Genomic DNA, 17,705 nt, shown 5'->3' with positions numbered 1-17,705 from the left:
CTTACTCAGTTACGATTTTGACCGGAGCCTGATGAGCCAACTGGAGATTATTGCTGGTGATCACAGTGGCGTTTTCGGGGATTCCATCCAATACTTCGATCTCCCGGCCATTGTCCCGGCCAACTTCCACATAATTCCACTTGGATTCTTTCCCGTTTTCTACGGTAAAGACCACTGCTCTTCCAGATCGGAAGACCACTGCATCTTTGGGGACCACCAAACTATTGCTTTGAGGAGCGCGGATGATCGCTCTGGCATTCATGCCGGGCAGGAGATTTTTAGAAGTTGCCAAACGCAAGGTCACCTCTACTAACCCGTTCTCATCCACCTTGGGATTGATGGCCAAAACAGTCCCTTGAAGGGCATTTTGAGGGTCAGAGATGGGATAGATCTCAGCTTTTTGGCTGGACGAAATCAGGGGAACGTCAGATTCCAGCACTTTGACCCGGAGCAAAAGCTGATCCGTAGACAGGATCTCGGCAAACTCCGCATTTTTGGTAACTAAACTGCCTTCTTTGAACTTGATATTGGCGATCCGCCCGGAGACTGGGGCACGGACTTCGCATCTTGCCAGATTCAGTTCGGCTTCTTTGAGCTCCACTTCCGCCAAGGAAAGCCCGGAGTTAACCCGGATCCGCTCTTGGACAGTCTTCACCACCTGAGGATCCTTGGATTCCAAAGCGAGTTGGAATTGGACTTTCAAGACCTCCAATTCCGATTGGGCTTTGATGAGATTGATTTTGGCTTTATCCAGCGCAAACTCTGCCTCCCGACGGTCGAAGGTAGCGATGACTTGACCTTTTTGGACAAATTGCCCTTCGAGTACTTGGACCTTTTCCAAGTAGCCTTCTCGCTCCACGAGGGCCTTAACCTCGGAGAGAGCCTCCAACTTGCCAGTGGCATTGATCAGGTAATCAAAACTTTTTCGTTCGGCTTGGGCCACCCGAACTTCGGTGGCAGAGACCTCATTTCGGAAGGTTTCCGAGGGGATTTCTTGGGAGTCTTGCTTCGCTTCGGAGCAGGAGAATAGTGCCAAAAAACAAAGCAATAAGATTGGGTCTAAAAAACGCATGGGGTACGAGTTGGGAGTAATTGAACTAAGATAGTTTAATAAAATCCTAATCTAAAATCTCAATAAAGGGAAAATCCCAAAGTACGCATTGATGGTATAAACGAATTCTATTCAGGCAGGTCAAATTCATAGATTTGACCAGTAATTAAACCTTGTACAAGTAGTCTATTATTTTCTGAATCCACATAAAAATTTCGAGGATGAAAACCATCATCTTTAGTATCAGTTTGAAGCTTTATCATTCTTGTCAATTCGCAAACCTCCTTATTAATTTTAAATTCTAAGAGATTTCTTGCTTTACTTCTATCAAGTCCAATTCTATCTGTAAAAGATATATATAATTTACCATTTACATATTGGGCATCTACTATAAAAGAAGGAATAGAGTTTGTTGCCATTCCCCTTTTGTTTGTTTTTATATCATTTTCTAACGAATCCAAAGCTCTTTTTATAGGCTCAAAATCCTCCAAAGAGAATCTTTTAATACTCCCACCTTTACTATTTATAATTTCAACATAAGGCAAACTTGCCCCTATAAATATTATATTATCTTCATTATCTAATTGGAAATACTTCATTTGACGATTTGAACCAATTCCAGTTTCAGGAAAATTAACCCCTAAATGCTTTATCAGATTACCTGCTGAGTCAACTTCAATTACTGAGTTTCCCTCCTGCAATCCTAAAATAGAAAAGTAAAAATTACCTTCTTTTGAAATATCAAATCTATGGTTTGAAACACGCTCTGGGATCCGAAACGATTGAACAAAACTACCATTTGAAGTTTCAAAAACCTTTATACTTTGGTTACCATGATCTAAAACATAAATTTTATCCTCAATGATAATGGATTGCTCTGGATAGCTCAAATCAGATGGACCTTCACCTTCTTTGTCATAGACCCATAACGGCTCAAACTTGGAATTCGTCTTTACCAACAAAGAAGGATTCTGACTCAAAACAAAGACATTATCTTTTTTACTATTTAAGCTTACTCTAACAAAAAAAAGACTATCAATCTGTGAAATAACCCTTTGGGGTTTTAGCACAATTAGTTCTACATCCTTTGGTTCTTCATTTCTACATCCCAAAAAAAAGAAGCCTACAATTGCAAAATAAAGTATGGTTTTCATATCCTATTTTTAAAATTATGGAAAAGGGGATTCTTTTGAATCCCAAAAGAGAATTAATTTACATTTCTGGGCATGCATTAAAAGCACGCCCACCATCACTATAAGTACATTCTACCCAACCTCTACCGGAGTTACATTGTGTATCTCCAGTACAGCTAATAGAACTTCCCCCTGCGCAATCATAGCTTGCCGAGCAAGAAATTGCCTCTACCCCTGTGAGAAATAAAAGGCCCGAAAATAGAATTAACAGTTTTTTCATAATTTTTCAAAAGTTTGTTTAATTGAAACTATTCCAGAACCAACCTTTGGTTCTGTTGAAAAATCCAGACTCTGCGCGCCGACCTTGATCTTTCGTTAAAAAACTAACAACCGAAAAAAAAAAAACAAGTACAGTTTTAAAATATTTTGTCACTTTTAGGCAAGTAGTTGATTTTCAAGGATAAAATTTTTTGTTAGTAATGCTAACAGACTGGATAAAAGCTAATTAGGTTATTTCTGAAAAGGGAACTAAACCCTCTGTAGTCCTTCTTCGCATTCCAGAAATGCATCGCCATTGCGAATCCAAAGCCCCTTGGAAAAGACAAAAGTGTGTTTGGGATCATACTATTTCATTTTCCAGTTCAAACTCCGCCTCCCTAAAATTGAGAGTGGCGATGATTTGACCTTTTTGGACCAACTGCCCTTCGAGCACTTGGACTTTATCCAAGTAACCTTCCCGCTCCACAAGCGCTTTGACTTCGGAGAGCGCTTCCAGTTTCCCGGTGCCATTAATCAGGTAGTCAAAACTTTTCGGTTCGGAGGTGGCCACCCGGATTTCGGTGGCAGAAACCTCATTTCGGAAGGTTTCTGAGGGGATTTCTTGGGAGTCTTGCTTAGCTTCTGAGCAAGCGCACAAAACCATTTAGATCAGTGAAACAAAAGGATTCAAAATGGGGATGGAAATACATGTTATGAGTAATTGAATTAGTATAAAAATATTTTTTTGTGCTAGTCTAAAATCGTGGAAATTTTAAATCCTTACTTATTGGAATCAGCTAAATTGCAAATCTGACACCTCATTTACTTTAAATATCACATAAATATTCTTTTCTCCATACAAAAAACATTCTAGAAAATCATTTTAAATCAACACTATACAACACTAATTCATCTTCAATTTTCTGAGTTAAAGAAGGAATCCAAACCTTTCCTAGGAAAGGAAGGACCAGACTACCTAAATTCTCATTATCTTTTGAAAGACTTCCTTCATAGATTTTTTCAAACTGTCTATTGAACAATTCAATAAAAACTTCACCCCTGATACCTTCTTTTTTTCCTCTTACAATTCTAAATAAAGTTTGTTCATTTAACACTCCCATTGATCCAAATGAAACTTCATCTTGCCAAATTTTCAAAGCATCTATAGTTAGGCTTGGTGTGTTTTCTATCTTGGGTACTGACTTTTGATTAGGAAAAAGATTCGACAAAACCTTAATTTTCTTCTCTGTTCCCGTATTTAAATCAAAAACTTGAAAATCTGATTTGTAGGTATAGGAAATAAGTAAAAAATTTTCAAAAAATAGTAAATCAGGAAAGTTAATAGCTTCAAGGCCATTTGGTAGAGCAATGGTATTTCTGATTAACTCATCATCATTTATTTCAATTGGTAATACCTTTAATATATTGGAGTAAAAATTATACTGAACTATTTTGGTTTCCTTACCCATCATACCTTTCACAGAAAGAAAAAGATTACCCCTTGCGCAATCAAATGCAGTATAATTAAAATGATACCCATTACCTTTAGATATAGCTATATATTCCTCAGAATTAAATATATCAAATCCTGAAAATGGAATCTCCTTTACATCATATAAATTCAAATCCCATTGTATAATTGAATTCCCGGTTAAAAATAAAACTAATTTTTCGCCACAAGTCCAAAAATATGAAAAATCAGAAATTGCTTGTGGACCATCAATTGGGACTTCAATACCTCTTTTTATTTCTATTTTTCTTTTACTGTAAGTAATAGTGTCTATCGTTCGGGAAAACTGATTAAAAATCAATGCCTCCTCATTAGAAATTGTAGAAAATTTAAAAGGCACCTCAGAAGATAATCCTGAGGTACCTAATTTAACAACTTCTTCTTTGCCAATGGTCAAAACGTATTCTTCATCATGCTTACTTTTAGGAGAACATGAAAGAATAATCCATAGTAAGAAAAAGCACCTTTTCATGAATTTACCCTCCACAACTTGAGTTTGGACCATTTTCAGGAACAACCATCAGAAAGGCTCTTCCTTCGCAAATGTCATGAATTACAATAGCAGATCCTGCGCAGCAATTATCCAGTGCATCACTGCCTAAAGCAATAACATCATCAGAACCACATGCATTCCAAACACCGCCACACGGAAACGCCGAAAAGGAACCCATGAGGCAAATACTAAAGAGGCTAATTTTTAAAACAATTTTTTTCATCACATTAAAATTTTAATCGGTAACACTCCCCAGAACCAACCTTTGGTCCTGTTGAAAAATCCAGACACTGCGCGCCGACCTTGATCTTTCGTTAGAAAACTAACAACCGAAAAAAACCAAAAAACAAGATCAGTTTTTAAATATTTTGTCACTTTTAGGCAAGTAGTTGATTTTCAGGAATAAAATTTTTAGTTAGTAAAGCTAACTAGCTGGCCAAAAGCCCATTAGGCTATTTCTGAAAGAAAAATAAATCCCCCTGCAAGCCCTCCTCGCTTTCCAAGAATTCTTCGGAAAAGGGAATCCAAAGACCCTGAGAAACGACAAAAGCATGTTTGGGATCATATTTGGCCTTTCTAAAAGACTCAAAGAATAAAAAAGTTACCCCTTTCAAGCTTTACCTTTTTCAAACTCAGGTCCAGTTCTCTTTTGGGAATTGGGACTACCCGATGGAAAGGTCTGATCCGCAACCCGGAATGCTCCTTATCCGCATAATAGTCTACCAGCCGGTCCAATTCATCCAAATCCAACGCCTCAATTCGTACTTTCGCCAAGCCATCCTGGACCATCTCGATCCGCTCCGCCGCTGCCCTACTGATGTCAATTTGCCTTTTAGAATAGATGGGAAGCCGATCATTGATACGAACCACCACCGATAAGCCATTCTTTTGGTTGATTACCCGCACCCAGGTTCCCAAAGGCAAACGCTTATGGGCAGCAGTCAGGCTGTCCAAGGAAAAAACCTCCCCACTTGCCGTCTTTTTTCCATGGAATTTCCTCCCATAAAAACTTGCCGTGCCTTCTTGAAGCAGCAAGGAATCTGATTTGGCTAGGGCCTCAAAGCTTAGCACACCCATCATCAAGACTAAAAGGAGTTTTATTTTCACGACCGAATCTAACATTTCCGCCCTGTTTGACAATAAAAATGCCAATTGCTGTCATCACCTTCCTTTCCCTTGGCAGATCTCCTGCCTTGGACTATCTTAGTGAATAATGTTTAGTCAATCCCAGAGCTTGAATTTTTATGAATGCATTCAAACTTATTTTCTGCCACTGTGGGCCGTTGACTGTTGACTGTTGACAAAAATGAAAATACTCCACACCGCCGACTGGCACCTCGGCAAACGGCTTCAAGAATTCTCCAGACTGGAAGAGCAAAAATTGGTACTGGACGAAATCTGCCAGATCGCTGATCAAGAGCAGGTAGATTTAGTTTTGCTCGCAGGAGATATCTTTGACAGCTTCAATCCAGCCCACGAAGCGGTCGAACTGCTATACAAAACCCTGCGCCGCCTCTCTAAAAACGGTACCCGACCCATCCTCGCCATCTCCGGCAATCACGACAGCACCCAATTTGTCGAGGCACCCGATCCATTGGCCAGGGAATTGGGGATATTCTTCTATAGCCGATACGATAGCGTAATTCCTTGCGGAAAGCTGGAATCTGGAGTAGAGATCACTAAATCCGAAAGCGGTTTTGTAGAAATTCAACTGCCTCAAGTGGACTTCCCCGTCCGGGTGATTTTGGCCCCCTACGCCAATGAGGTCAGCCTCCGCACTTACCTCGGAGAGGAAGATAGGGAAGCCCAATTCCGGAAAATCCTTTCCGCCAAATGGCAGGAATTAGCCGATCGACATTGCGATGAAAAGGGACTGAATCTCTTTGTGGGCCATTTTTTCTTTATGAAAGAAGGAGAAAAGCCCGAGGCAGAACCCGAATCTGAGCGGCCTATCCTACACGTAGGCGGAACTCAGGCCCTTTTTACCCAGAATATCCCTCCTCAAATCCAATACGCCGCACTTGGCCATCTTCATCGCTACCATGCTGTAGGCCATGAATCCATTCCTGTGGTGTACTCCAGTTCTCCTCTTGCCTATTCTTTTTCCGAGGCAGATCAGGAGAAAAAGGTGGTGCTGATCGAGGCCCAAGTTGGGCAACCGGTCAGCTATCGCCCCATTGGACTCAAACAAGGCCGACCGCTATTCCGAGTGAAGTTTGACAACTTGGCTTCTACCCTTTCCTGGCTGGAACAAAACCCAAGCTGCTTTGTGGAAATCACCTATGTCACAGAAACCTCAATTGATGCCAGTACCCGAAAGGCTATTCTCAAAGCCCATGACGGGGTAGTCAACCTGATCCCCCAACTCCAAAATCCTACTGGGCAGGAAAATTTCACACTTCATGTGGACGATTTGGAAAAGGATATGGAAAGCCTCTTTCGGATGTACTACCAAAGTGAAAAAGGCCAGGAACCCAATGCAGAACTGCTCGAACTTTTCAAAGAAATCATCAGCCAAAACGACCCCTCATGATCCCTGTACGACTGGAAATCGAAGGCCTTTACTCCTATCGTGAAAAACAAACGATCGAGTTTGATAAACTAACCGCTGCCGGGCTGTTTGGAATTTTTGGTGCGGTAGGAAGTGGGAAATCATCCATTCTGGAAGGCATCCTTCTCGCACTTTACGGAAGTACAGAGCGCCTGGCCGCCACCGGAGAACGATCGAGCATGGTGAACCTTCAAAGTAGCCACCTCTTGATCAATTTTACCTTCCGCTCAGGAAAGAACAATACCAAAACCTACCTTGCCCGCTATGCTGCCAAGCGAAACAAAAAAGACCCTGAGAAAATAGAAACCGGAGAGCATACCTTTTATCAATGGCAAGGCTCAGACTGGGAAGCTGTAGACCAAAAGGCTGATGAGTTGATCGGCATGAGCAAGGAGCATTTCAAACAGACTGTAATCATTCCTCAGGGGAAATTCCGGGAATTTATCGATCAGTCCCCAAAGGAGCGGGCAGATATGATGCAGCAGCTCTTTGGATTGGACCGCTTTGACCTTTCTTCCAAAGCGGGGGAACTCAGAAAAGCAGCCGAACTGGAAAAAACTCGGCTAAAGGCTCTTTTGGATAATCTGGAAAGTATTTCTCCGGAATTCCTTCAGGAAAAACAAACCGAACAGGCCAATCTGGAAACAGAAAATCAAAAAGCTGTGCTAGCCTTGACCCAGACCGAGCAGGAATTTAGAAAGTTGGAGCTAAGCCGAAGGTCCTATCTCCAACTTCAGGAGCTGAAGGCTCAACTGAGTGGCTTGGAAAAAAAGTTGCCTGAACTAGAAGAGCAACGTCAGCTATATAAAGAATTCATCACAGCCAAAACTTACCTTCGGCCAATTTGGGATCAGCTTCAAGACCGCAAAAAGGATTTGGAAAAATACCAAGTCAGCGTGACCGATTGCGAGCGATTTAAGGAAGGTTTTGAAAAAGAAATCGCTCAACTCGAAGTGGAGGAGCAAGAACTACGCAAAAAAAATGAGGAGCGCTCCAGTCGGGAAGCCAAAATCCGGGACCTTCATAAAGTCATCGAAATCCAGGAATGGAGCGGCAAACTGGAAACGGCGCAGAAACAGGTAGAAACGCTACAGCCCGAATTGGAGTCTCAAAAAGCCCTCCTCCGCCAACTCGAGCTCGACATCCAAGCGCTGGAAAGCCAAGCTGAATCTATCCCTTCAGCTGATCCGGCACTTCTCAGTGATCTGAAAACCATCCAAAATCAACTGAAGCCAAACCAGGAAAGATTGGCTGATCTGAAGCGAATCAAGGGGAATTTTGAAGCGGAAGATCATAAGATCAAGACCCTGCTGGAAGAGATCAAGCATCGGATCCCTAAAGGTGAAAAAAGTCTGGAAACCTGGACCGAAACCCAAAAATCGAAAATTAGAAATTTGGAGGCCGAACGTGAAAAACTGATGAGAAAGCAAGGACTAAATGCTCATGCCCATCTTTTGGTCTCAGGCGAACCTTGCCCTTTTTGCGGAGCCATGGAGCATCCCTATCCGATCCAGACCCATTCCGAAGAAAGCGAAATCAAAGCGAAAGAATTGCAAATCAACCGGGAAAAGGACGAATTGGAGAAAATCCTCGCCTTGATCCAAAAGGAAAAAGTTGAGCAAAACAACCTGGATAATCTGGCACGAAACCTTCAGGATAAGCTTAAGGAAATTCAAAGTCTGGAAGTTCAACAGCAAGAGTTTTGGGCTAAGCTTCAGACCTGGAAGATCCAAACGGAGGAAGAGCTGGCTGTGCAAATCACTCAGCTCTCCCAGATCCATTCTCAAAAAGAAGCACTTCACCAGCAAATGCAAGTCAAGCGAAAAAACTGGTCGACCAGTCGGGAAATCACTGAAAAGTCTGAGAAGCAATTGCAGCTTGCACAAATGGCCGCCCAGGAAATCACCTCTAGAATTCGCACCAAGCAGGAGGAAATCAAGGATCCGACTTTCTGCAAACCCTTTTTCTTGAAAGAAACTGCGCAAATCCTACATTCAATTCTCGGCGTAGAAAAAGACATCGAAAAAGCCGCCTCGGAGCTGTTGGGAAAACAAAAGTATCTTCAGGAAAGAAGAGCTGCCCAAACCAAAAACCTGGCAGACATCGAGCACTATAAAAATCAGGTGAAGGAAAACACCGAAAAAATCAAAGGTTTAGAAGAAGAGTTTGAAAAGCTGAAAACCAAGCATGGGTTTTCAGACGAGAACTCCTTAGTTCGGCTTTTTCACCATTCTCTGGATGCGGAAAAAACAGCCTTGGAAATCCAGCAATTCGACCAAAAACTGGCCATTACACGATCTCGAATCGCCGAACTTCAGGCAGAGGAAGGAGTTCAGGCCTTTTCAGAAGATAGTTTTTTATCCAAACAGCAGAAACTTGAGCAGCTTCAAGTCCAGTCCAAGACCCTGCAAAATCAACTTGTTCTGCTTCAAGAATCCCTGAAAGAAATGACCTTGAAGCTGAAAGAAAAGGAAAAATTGGCCCAATCTTTCCATGAAATCGAAAATCGGGAAAGTGGACTTCGGGAGCTGGAAAGACTGTTTTTTGGAAAAGGGTTTGTCAAATACGTCAGTTCCATTTATCTCCGAGAGCTTTGCAATACCGCCAACCTGCGATTTATGAAGCTGACCAAAAACAGCCTGAGCTTGGAAATTGACGACAGCAATACATTTTGGGTGGTGGATTATCTCAACGGAGGGAAAAAGCGCCTGCTGAAGACACTTTCTGGAGGGCAGACTTTCCAAGCTTCCCTTTGCCTCGCCCTGGCCTTGGCAGAAAAAGTCAAAGCACTCAATCAGGCAGACCAAAGCTTTTTCTTTCTGGACGAAGGCTTCGGAGCCTTGGACCGAAACTCCCTACGGGTGGTGTTTGAGACGCTCAAAGCACTAAGGCACGAAAACCGAGTCGTCGGCATCATCAGCCATGTGGAAGAACTGCAGCAGGAGATTGGGGTATTCGCTCAGATTGAACTTGACGCAGAAAAAGGATCTCAGATTCGGTATTCTTATTAGTATTTGCCACAAAGGCCTCCAAGGGTAAATTAAGAGCGCAAAGGGTTTCTAACAATGGAGGCCCTATTTGGTAGCCAAATCTGTGAAAATCTGTGTCTTTTTTCTCTTTAAATCTGCTGGAAACTCTTTCCGAAAAACAATAGAATCTCCTTTCGTACCTTGGTGATTTTGTGGCTAAAGGAATCTATTGAGTAATTTTACTCAGCTTATTGAGTAAAATCTAAAAAAGTGAATTTACCAATTGATATACAGCTATTTATAAAATAATTTTTAAGCAAAAAAAAGACAGCCAAATGACTGTCTTTTATCCAAACAAATCCAATACATTCATCTGCAAGAAGTCTTCCCATGGTATCCCATCGGTGCCGATAACCAGGGATTTTTCAGGACTGAAAGCTTTTGCAAAGGTATTCAAGCCAGCCAATCCACCGACTTTGGAGGTCTTTACTTCCATTGCAATGATCCGTTTTTGGTATTCGACTATGAAATCCACTTCATCATTGGCTTCCCTCCAATAGTAGAGGTTTAGCTTTTTGATCTTGAAAGATTGATTGATCAGGTGGGCACCTACAGCAGACTCGACCCAGCGCCCCCAAGCCCGATGATCGGCCTTGAGAGTTCCGAAGGTCTCATTGGATATCCCCGACATGATGGCAGTGTTGTGCACTTGGAATTTGGGGCTTGAGGAGCGCTTTCGTACCACATTGGGACTATATTTCTCAAGTCCTCCTAATAGCCCAGCCTCATTGAGCAGTACCAGATAATTAGCGAGGGTAGTGGTATTGCCCGCATCGGCTAGCTGTCCCATGATTTTGGTATAGCTGAGCACCTGACCAGAATAGGAAGAACCGATTTCGAATAGGCGCTTCATGAGCGCCGGCTTATCCACCCGAGTCAGCATAAGAATATCCCGGGAAATGCTCGTCTCCAAAAGAGAATCTCGGACGTAGGCCTTCCACCGGTCTTCGTCCTCTTTGAGTGTGATCGCACCGGGATAACCTCCAAACCAGATGTATTCTTCAGCAGTAAGCCCGAAAGCATGTTTCATTTCCAGATAGGACCAATGACCCAAATAGGTGGATTCAAATCTCCCCGCTAGCGACTCGGTCAAGCCCTGCTGTAGCATCAATCGGGACGAACCCAGTAAAATGACCCGAATGTCCAACTCTTCCATCGTATCCCGATCCCATTCGGCTTTGACCTGCTCGCTCCAGTTATCGATTTTTTGGACCTCATCGATCACGAGCAAATAGGGGGTTTGAGGAGATAGCTGCCGCTTGAAGCGGGCATTTTCCCATTGTTGCGTAATCCACATCCGATCCGTAGCGGCCACGGCATCTGCGGCTACCAAGTCATAAGGATAATTCAAATCCCGGATCACCTGACGAACCAAGGTAGTCTTACCCACTTGTCTTGGTCCATAGATAACCTGAATGAACCTCCTAGGCTCATCTTGAAGTCGTCTTTGAATAGTCTCTTTTTCAGCTCTTTGGAAACTCATTAGCTATTTTCTCAATATACTGAGTAAATTTACTTAATACGTTGAGTAATTTCCAAATTACAACCTCTTTTTATTGATTTACAGCGATTTATAAAATAATTTTTTCTTCTTTTTTTGCTCAAGTCAAAAAAAGACAAAAAAATACCCCGACAAGTGCCGGGGACTTTTTACTAAATAGACCTTACAAGAAAAGTCTTATACTCCAAATGGAGGAGTCTCACCTTTGGGTCAGACGAATATATTTTGGTTTACCCAGTTGATTTCTTCAGCCCTAATCGTATGATCCGAATCATCAAACAGCCTAACTGTCACCTCTCCACCCATTTGCTCCAGCAAACTCGCAGACTCCTTAATTCTGGAAGCCGGGACGTGAAAATCCCGATCACTGCTACCGATAAAAATCGGAGTCCCCTGAAAGTCACCGGAATAATTTTCCGGCTTCAAGTTTTCCCCGATTAAACCTCCAGTAAATGCCACCACTCCTCCCCACTTTTGGGCATGACGGGCGGCAAATTCAAGACTCAAACAAGCCCCTTGGGAAAAGCCCATCAGCACCACTTTTGAGGCAGGAATTCCAGATTCAAGAATTTCAGAGAGCACGTTTTGGATCAATTCCAAGGACTCTTGCAGCGCAACTGTGTTGCTTTCTTCAGGAGACATAAACCCAAACGGATACCAAGAATTTCTGTTCGCCTGAGGAGCCAAAATTGCATAATCGGTCAAATTCAAGTACGAACTAAGGCTTAAGATACTGTCAGCGGTCGCCCCTCTCCCATGAATCAGGATTATGGCTTTACCAGCTTCGCCCAATGGCAGACCTTTTTGTTTGATTTCAGACATACTTTTCTGGGTTTAGAGTTACCGGAATCAGCGCGGATTCAATTCTCTTCCTACTGGCTTCTGCCCAATCCGGCAACTTGAGCAATTCACCTAAATGAGCTTCTTCTTCGTCAATCGCAAATCCAGGTTCATCTGTGGCAATTTCAAACAAAACTCCACCTGGTTCTCGGAAATAAATGGACTTGAAGTAGTTTCTATCTTTAACTTCGGTCACCATATACCCATTCTCCATAAGAATCTGCTGGATTTCCAACTGAGAAGCCTCATTGGCGGTTCGGAAAGCGATGTGATGGACCGTGCCAGCACTTTGCATTCCTCGGTTTCCAGCAGGATTGACTAGGATATCCACGATATCTCCTGCTTTTCCTTCTGTCCCGTACCGATACCTTTCCCCTTCCTGACCAATAAACCGGTAATTCATGTGATTCAGTAATAGCTTCTCCGTCTCATCCTTGGATCTGAGGTTGAGTGTCGCACCATAAAATCCACGAATAGAATGTTCTTTGGGAACAGGGCCATAAGTCCAACCTTCACGATCATCCGAATCATTGGCGACCAGTTCGATTCCCATTCCGTCGTGATCCTCAAAACGGATTAGTTTATCTCCAAAGCGAGTTTGGACATCAGAAACCAGCACCCCAAATTTTTTCAATCGCTCAATCCAAAAAGACAGAGAATCCTTAGACACCGAGAATGCGGTATAAGTCAACTCCCCGGTACCTTTGGTTCCTTTCCTTGCTCCTTTGAAAGGAAAGGTGGTGAAGACGGTACCCGGACTCCCTTGCTCATCTCCAAAATAGAAATGATAAACATCCGGAGCATCAAAATTGATGGTCTTCTTGACCAATCTCAAGCCGAGAATTCCGGTGTAGAAGTCAATATTTTTTTGGGGATCACCGGCAATAGCCGTGATATGGTGAATTCCTGTGATAAGGGGTTTCATGATTTTCCTTTCTTTTGGGTTAAAAAAAAGCTGCCCGAAGGCAGCTTTCAAAATTTAGGCAGTAGCTTCTTCTGCTACTTGCTGCTTGACGAGCTGCACACTGAGATGCAATCTTACTTGGTCACTTACCACCACGCTGCCAGCTTCGGTCACTGCAGACCAGGTAAGGCCAAATTCTTTTCTGGAAATCTTTCCTTCGATTTCAAATCCGGCCTTGGTTTGTCCATAAGGGTCAGCAACCACTCCGCCAAAATCTACATCGAGTTCCACTTGCTTTTTGGTTCCACGGATTTCCAAGTCTCCGACCAATTTATAGTCTCCACCGGACTTGGCCACTTTTCCATCAAAAGTCAATTTAGGATGATTTGCTGCATCAAAGAAATCAGGTGATTTCAAATGGGCATCTCGGTCTGACTGATTGGTATCGATGGTGTCAATATCCGCTGAGAAAGAAACTGCAGCTCCGTCAAAATCTTCACTGCTAGATTCTGCAATGCCCTCGAACTTTCTGAAATAACCTGTCACGGTAGAAATCACCAAGTGCTTCACTTTAAACGATACTTCTGAATGTGTGGGATCAATGGTCCATTTTGTAGTACTCATAATTGTTGTGTTTAGGTTTAGAAATTTATTTATACTGTGTTAACATTATTTGTCTATACATTGATTTGGGTAAATTTTTTTACCCTCTTAATTTATCCAAAAGATCATTCAGCAAGTGAACCTCTTCTTCCGAAAGATGAATCATTTCCCGATTGGCTGACTCCACTTGGAGTTGCAAATCTCCCAGCATCTTCAGACCTTTTTCTGTGATGACAATATCCACCTGACGCCTGTCTGAAGGACACTCAGTACGCTCTACAAGGCCCTTGATTTTCAGTTTTTCCACCAACCTTGAGGCATTGGACATTTTATTCAACATCCTTTCCTGAATGGAAGAAACTGTAGTAGGTACCCCATTCTGACCCCTAAGGATTCTCAACACATTGTATTGCTCGGGAGAGATCCCGAAAGGCTTCATGAGTCCATTTTGGGAAGTCACCATGTAGCTATGGGTATACAATAAATTCACCACAACCTTGTTGTAAGGATCTTTAAACTCCTTCTGTTGGATGGCATCTTCTATCTTTCCCATTTTATCTACAAGTAATTTAAATGTATATACACACAAATATGAGAAAAGGTTTCCATTTCTCTGAAAAAAATTATTTTTTCTGAATTTTGGCCGTAGCCCTTGGCGCCAAATTTCTCTTGATCCCGAATTATCATAGACGAAGATTTTTTCAATCTACCGCTTAAGCAGGCATTAAAACCATATCCTCAAGTTACTGGAAAAAAAGCGGTAATAAAGGAGATTATTTTTTCAACTCACTAAAAATCAAACCCAAAGCCGTTTCCAATTTAAAAATACACTTAAGACAATCTATAGCCAAGATCAAAATCTCAGAAGGAAGTCACTAAGGTTTTCCTGCCGTTCTAGCCCAAGTTTTTTCCTGACTCGATATCTTCCTATTTCAACGCCTCTTACAGAGATCCCGAGAAGGTTTGCTATTTCCTTTGTATTTAAATTCATCCTGATGTAGGCACTGAATTTTATCTCTTGTGGAGTGAGATCAGGATATCTCTCCTTGAGCCGAGTGATAAAATTCCCATGTACCTGATCAAAGTTTTGAGAAAAAAGTGCCCATTCTTCCCCTCCTTCCAAATCCTTGTCAATGGACTTGACCAACCTGTTTAATTGAGAATTAAGCTGCTTGTTTTTCTCTTCACTGCTTAGATTTTTTAGGGAGTTTTTGATGTCTTGAAGCAGCTTGTTTTTTTGGATCAAGTGCATCGCAGAGGAAGTCAATTCCTGATTTTTGAAGTTTATCTCTGCCTCAAGTTTTGAATTTTTCAACTTGATGATTTCTTCCTCAGTTCTTTGGGTCAAGTCCTCGAGCTCACTTTCCTTCTTTTGCAAGGCCCGGTTTTTTTCGATTTCGATGGCTTTGGTTTTCTTTTTGTATCTCTTATCCAAAAACATGAAACCCATCCATAATCCTGCAACAATTAGGATCGTGTAGATTACATAGGCCCCAAGCGATCGGTAGATTGGCGGCTTGATCGTAAAGGAAAAAGCTATGGGTTCAGATTCTTCTTCAAAGATATTCTTGGATTTGACCCAAAAGACATAATCGCCTTCCCGGAGGTTGGTGTACTCTTTTCGGCTTTCAGTGGTCCATGGACTCCATTCGGCATCATAATTTTCCAACATCACCTGATATTGAACCATTCCGGAGCTTTCGAAATGAGGGGATGAAAACTCAAACAAAAATGAATTCTGAGAAAAAGTCAGGTCCCGATCCAGACTAATAGAAGGGTCTTGGTCGGGCGACTTATGTCCAAAAAACAAGCCTTTGGATTCCTTTCCATGGTTGGTGATTTCTTTAAAAAAGACTTTGGGGAGCTCAGTTCTTGGGAGATCTTTTTGGGGGTTATAATGAATGAACCCTTCTTTTCCTCCTATCAAAATGTTTTGATTATTCAGTACGATGACATTGGCCAAATCATCATTCCAGAGTCTTTTAATCTTATTGAAGGATTTAGAGTTGATCTGTTTTTTTCCATTCGCCAAGGACTTAATCACTCCCAAGCGATCTTCTTCAATGAAGTAAATGTTTCCTAATTCATCTCCTTCCAAATCTGCTACCCGTGTGCCATATCCGAAAAGATCATTGAATTCATCCCATGGAAAAAATCGGTCTTTGGCAGCTTCGTATTTGTAAAAACCACCGTTTGCAGTGAAGATCAACTGATTGGCAATTTTATAAACATTGATCAGCTCATCGTTTGGAAATCCCTGAGCGCTATTATACAAGACACTTTCCTCGACTTTTTTGAAGTCATCGCTAAATTTAATCCTATACACTCCTTTGTACCCATGAGCCACCCAAAGGGTATTTTCTTCAAATTCCATGACTCTAGAGGATTCATCAAACCCCTCAATTTTTTGAAGGAAAACAGGTCTATCATTTCTCCATTCAAAAAGATTCAAACCTGAATATGTCCCTTGAATCAATAAACTAGGAGAGGAAGGAACCTGCTTAAAAATCCAGGCACCTTGGGCAGAATGGAGAGGAATTGCCTTACGATTCTCTATGAGCATTGCCCCGTTGTTGTGACCTACAATCACTTTTCCCCGGATATCCTGCACTGAATAAACCTGCCCTTCTGTCCCTTCTACAATGCTTATATTACCATTTTCCCATAAAAACAGTCCGTTATTGGTGCCCAAATAAATTGTATTGCCTTTTTTCAAAGCCGCATATCCAGAACCGGTCAATCCTAATCGATCGTCAATTCTGGTAAATGGAGAAACCAAATCAATTCTTGCAAGGCCATTATTCATCGCCAACCATAGCCCCTGCTGATCATCTTCAAAAATGTAATGAATGGTCAGATCCATCAACCCGGATTCTTTGTCCAGATGATAGCGTAATTGACCATTTTGATCCAAAATAAAAACGCCCGCATTTTGGGTTCCAAGGGCAATCCCTCCGTCTTTTAGCCTTGTACTATAATTGATGAGGTATTCATTTTTCCAAAAAGAGCTACTCAGTGGAAAAGGCTTTATCTGTCCGTCATACAAGAATAGGCCATTTGAAAATGTGGAAATCAGCCATCGATTACGATCATACGCGAGAATGTTGGAAATTCGCTTATCCGCAAAAAAATCTCCGTTCAGAACCACTTCAAAACCGGTTTCGGTCAGCTTATTTAATCCTTCTCCGGGAATCTGGGTATAGATTTGATTTTCCACTTGGAAGGAAATATCCAAGCGTTTGGGGGAATCAACTGTACGTAATTCATTTTTTTCGAAGATATAAACGCGCTTGAATGTGCAGAAATAAACCTGGTCACCTTGAGCAAAGACTTTCCAAGTTTCATCAAAATCACGCAAAGAAGTATCCAGACTATCTGCCAAGGAAACATAAGTCAATTCCCCCAAAGGGTCTCCCTGCAAGAATCCAAAATCTCCCTGACTTCCAACATAGATCCTTCCATTCTGACCAAAGAGAGCTGATCTAACTTTGGTATTATTCAGGCCATATCTCTGCCATGACCTGCCATCGTATTCTAAAAGACCCAAATTATTGGCGATAAAAATCCTACCCATATTATCCTGGGTAATGTCCCAATTTTGGATCCCTGCTTCATAAACTGTGGCGGGATAGTTAGTAATAAAAGGAAGACCCTGAAACTCTGAAGTATTTTGAGAAAAAAGCTGGATTACAGGAAAAACCCAAAGAAACAGCCAAACGCTCCCCCTCACGAATCTACTATTGATATGGACTTTCATATTCATCAGAAAATGAATTTAAGTGATTTTCCTGTGAAAAAACAAAATTCAGAAAATCAGCCTTTGGAGCCAAAA

Annotated in this window: 14 protein-coding genes; 2 read left to right on the top strand and 12 right to left on the bottom strand. The window is 41.9% G+C overall.

Annotation, left to right across the window (positions count from 1 at the left end; translation table 11 throughout):
- Position 1: 1 nt before the first annotated feature.
- From G458_RS0119110 to G458_RS21200, 6 genes are all read right to left on the bottom strand, one after another.
- Positions 2–1,072, bottom strand: coding sequence for an efflux RND transporter periplasmic adaptor subunit (locus G458_RS0119110; RefSeq protein WP_026953327.1), 1,071 nt, complete (start codon positions 1,070–1,072; stop codon positions 2–4).
- A gap of 107 nt (positions 1,073–1,179) precedes the next feature.
- Positions 1,180–2,205: an NHL repeat-containing protein gene (locus tag G458_RS0119105; RefSeq protein WP_026953326.1), complete on the bottom strand. Its 1,026-nt coding sequence runs from the start codon at positions 2,203–2,205 to the stop codon at positions 1,180–1,182.
- 598 nt (positions 2,206–2,803) lie between these two features.
- A complete protein-coding gene (locus G458_RS0119100; protein WP_026953325.1) occupies positions 2,804–3,106 on the bottom strand; it encodes a biotin/lipoyl-binding protein in 303 nt (100 codons plus the stop codon).
- A 214-nt stretch (positions 3,107–3,320) separates the two neighbouring features.
- Positions 3,321–4,424, bottom strand: coding sequence for a hypothetical protein (locus tag G458_RS0119095; protein WP_026953324.1), 1,104 nt, complete (start codon positions 4,422–4,424; stop codon positions 3,321–3,323).
- A 4-nt stretch (positions 4,425–4,428) separates the two neighbouring features.
- Positions 4,429–4,668 carry a hypothetical protein gene (locus tag G458_RS0119090; protein WP_026953323.1) on the bottom strand — a complete coding sequence of 80 codons (240 nt, stop codon included), beginning with the start codon at positions 4,666–4,668 and terminating at the stop codon, positions 4,429–4,431.
- Positions 4,669–5,030: 362 nt separating this feature from the next.
- The gene (locus G458_RS21200; RefSeq protein ID WP_035468487.1) at positions 5,031–5,567 is read right to left on the bottom strand and encodes a septal ring lytic transglycosylase RlpA family protein; all 537 of its coding nucleotides are present in this window, start codon (positions 5,565–5,567) and stop codon (positions 5,031–5,033) included.
- A 184-nt stretch (positions 5,568–5,751) separates the two neighbouring features.
- Between G458_RS21200 and G458_RS0119075 the strand changes: the two genes are divergently transcribed.
- Both G458_RS0119075 and G458_RS0119070 read left to right on the top strand, forming a co-directional pair.
- Positions 5,752–6,978 (top strand): metallophosphoesterase family protein, encoded by a 1,227-nt coding sequence (locus G458_RS0119075; protein WP_026953322.1) that lies wholly within the window; start codon positions 5,752–5,754, stop codon positions 6,976–6,978.
- Positions 6,975–10,007 carry an SbcC/MukB-like Walker B domain-containing protein gene (locus G458_RS0119070; protein ID WP_026953321.1) on the top strand — a complete coding sequence of 1,011 codons (3,033 nt, stop codon included), beginning with the start codon at positions 6,975–6,977 and terminating at the stop codon, positions 10,005–10,007. Before G458_RS0119075 ends, G458_RS0119070 begins: the two co-directional genes overlap by 4 nt.
- Positions 10,008–10,311: 304 nt before the next feature.
- Here the strand turns inward: G458_RS0119070 and G458_RS0119065 are convergent, their stop codons facing one another.
- The 6 genes from G458_RS0119065 to G458_RS0119035 all read right to left on the bottom strand — a co-directional run bounded on the left by G458_RS0119065 (position 10,312) and on the right by G458_RS0119035 (position 17,636).
- Positions 10,312–11,508, bottom strand: coding sequence for an ATP-binding protein (locus G458_RS0119065; RefSeq protein WP_026953320.1), 1,197 nt, complete (start codon positions 11,506–11,508; stop codon positions 10,312–10,314).
- Between the two features lie 228 nt (positions 11,509–11,736).
- The gene (locus G458_RS0119060; protein ID WP_026953319.1) at positions 11,737–12,348 is read right to left on the bottom strand and encodes an alpha/beta hydrolase; all 612 of its coding nucleotides are present in this window, start codon (positions 12,346–12,348) and stop codon (positions 11,737–11,739) included.
- Positions 12,341–13,291: a ring-cleaving dioxygenase gene (locus G458_RS0119055; RefSeq protein WP_026953318.1), complete on the bottom strand. Its 951-nt coding sequence runs from the start codon at positions 13,289–13,291 to the stop codon at positions 12,341–12,343. The genes G458_RS0119060 and G458_RS0119055 overlap by 8 nt, the downstream gene beginning before the upstream one ends.
- A gap of 54 nt (positions 13,292–13,345) precedes the next feature.
- Entirely contained in the window at positions 13,346–13,894 is a 549-nt protein-coding gene (locus tag G458_RS0119050; protein WP_026953317.1) for a YceI family protein, read from the bottom strand.
- Positions 13,895–13,973: 79 nt separating this feature from the next.
- Complete coding sequence (locus G458_RS0119045; protein WP_026953316.1) at positions 13,974–14,426, bottom strand: MarR family winged helix-turn-helix transcriptional regulator; 453 nt, start codon at positions 14,424–14,426, stop codon at positions 13,974–13,976.
- A gap of 300 nt (positions 14,427–14,726) precedes the next feature.
- A complete protein-coding gene (locus tag G458_RS0119035) occupies positions 14,727–17,636 on the bottom strand; it encodes a triple tyrosine motif-containing protein (protein WP_084438903.1) in 2,910 nt (969 codons plus the stop codon).
- Positions 17,637–17,705: the final 69 nt, after the last annotated feature.

Source organism: Algoriphagus mannitolivorans DSM 15301, assembly GCF_000429425.1.
In the GTDB taxonomy this organism is placed as follows: domain Bacteria; phylum Bacteroidota; class Bacteroidia; order Cytophagales; family Cyclobacteriaceae; genus Algoriphagus; species Algoriphagus mannitolivorans.
The sequence above is the reverse complement of the archived record's forward strand: the minus strand, read 5'-3'. Positions and strand labels throughout refer to the sequence as shown.

Bases quoted from the DNA above. Each gene is read 5' to 3' on its own strand.
- G458_RS0119110 (WP_026953327.1), bottom strand. From the start codon at position 1,072: ATGCGTTTTTTAGACCCAATCTTATTGCTTTGTTTTTTGGCACTATTC.
- G458_RS0119105 (WP_026953326.1), bottom strand. From the start codon at position 2,205: ATGAAAACCATACTTTATTTTGCAATTGTAGGCTTCTTTTTTTTGGGA.
- G458_RS0119100 (WP_026953325.1), bottom strand. From the start codon at position 3,106: ATGGTTTTGTGCGCTTGCTCAGAAGCTAAGCAAGACTCCCAAGAAATC.
- G458_RS0119095 (WP_026953324.1), bottom strand. From the start codon at position 4,424: ATGAAAAGGTGCTTTTTCTTACTATGGATTATTCTTTCATGTTCTCCT.
- G458_RS0119090 (WP_026953323.1), bottom strand. From the start codon at position 4,668: ATGAAAAAAATTGTTTTAAAAATTAGCCTCTTTAGTATTTGCCTCATG.
- G458_RS21200 (WP_035468487.1), bottom strand. From the start codon at position 5,567: ATGTTAGATTCGGTCGTGAAAATAAAACTCCTTTTAGTCTTGATGATG.
- G458_RS0119075 (WP_026953322.1), top strand. From the start codon at position 5,752: ATGAAAATACTCCACACCGCCGACTGGCACCTCGGCAAACGGCTTCAA.
- G458_RS0119070 (WP_026953321.1), top strand. From the start codon at position 6,975: ATGATCCCTGTACGACTGGAAATCGAAGGCCTTTACTCCTATCGTGAA.
- G458_RS0119065 (WP_026953320.1), bottom strand. From the start codon at position 11,508: ATGAGTTTCCAAAGAGCTGAAAAAGAGACTATTCAAAGACGACTTCAA.
- G458_RS0119060 (WP_026953319.1), bottom strand. From the start codon at position 12,348: ATGTCTGAAATCAAACAAAAAGGTCTGCCATTGGGCGAAGCTGGTAAA.
- G458_RS0119055 (WP_026953318.1), bottom strand. From the start codon at position 13,291: ATGAAACCCCTTATCACAGGAATTCACCATATCACGGCTATTGCCGGT.
- G458_RS0119050 (WP_026953317.1), bottom strand. From the start codon at position 13,894: ATGAGTACTACAAAATGGACCATTGATCCCACACATTCAGAAGTATCG.
- G458_RS0119045 (WP_026953316.1), bottom strand. From the start codon at position 14,426: ATGGGAAAGATAGAAGATGCCATCCAACAGAAGGAGTTTAAAGATCCT.
- G458_RS0119035 (WP_084438903.1), bottom strand. From the start codon at position 17,636: ATGAATATGAAAGTCCATATCAATAGTAGATTCGTGAGGGGGAGCGTT.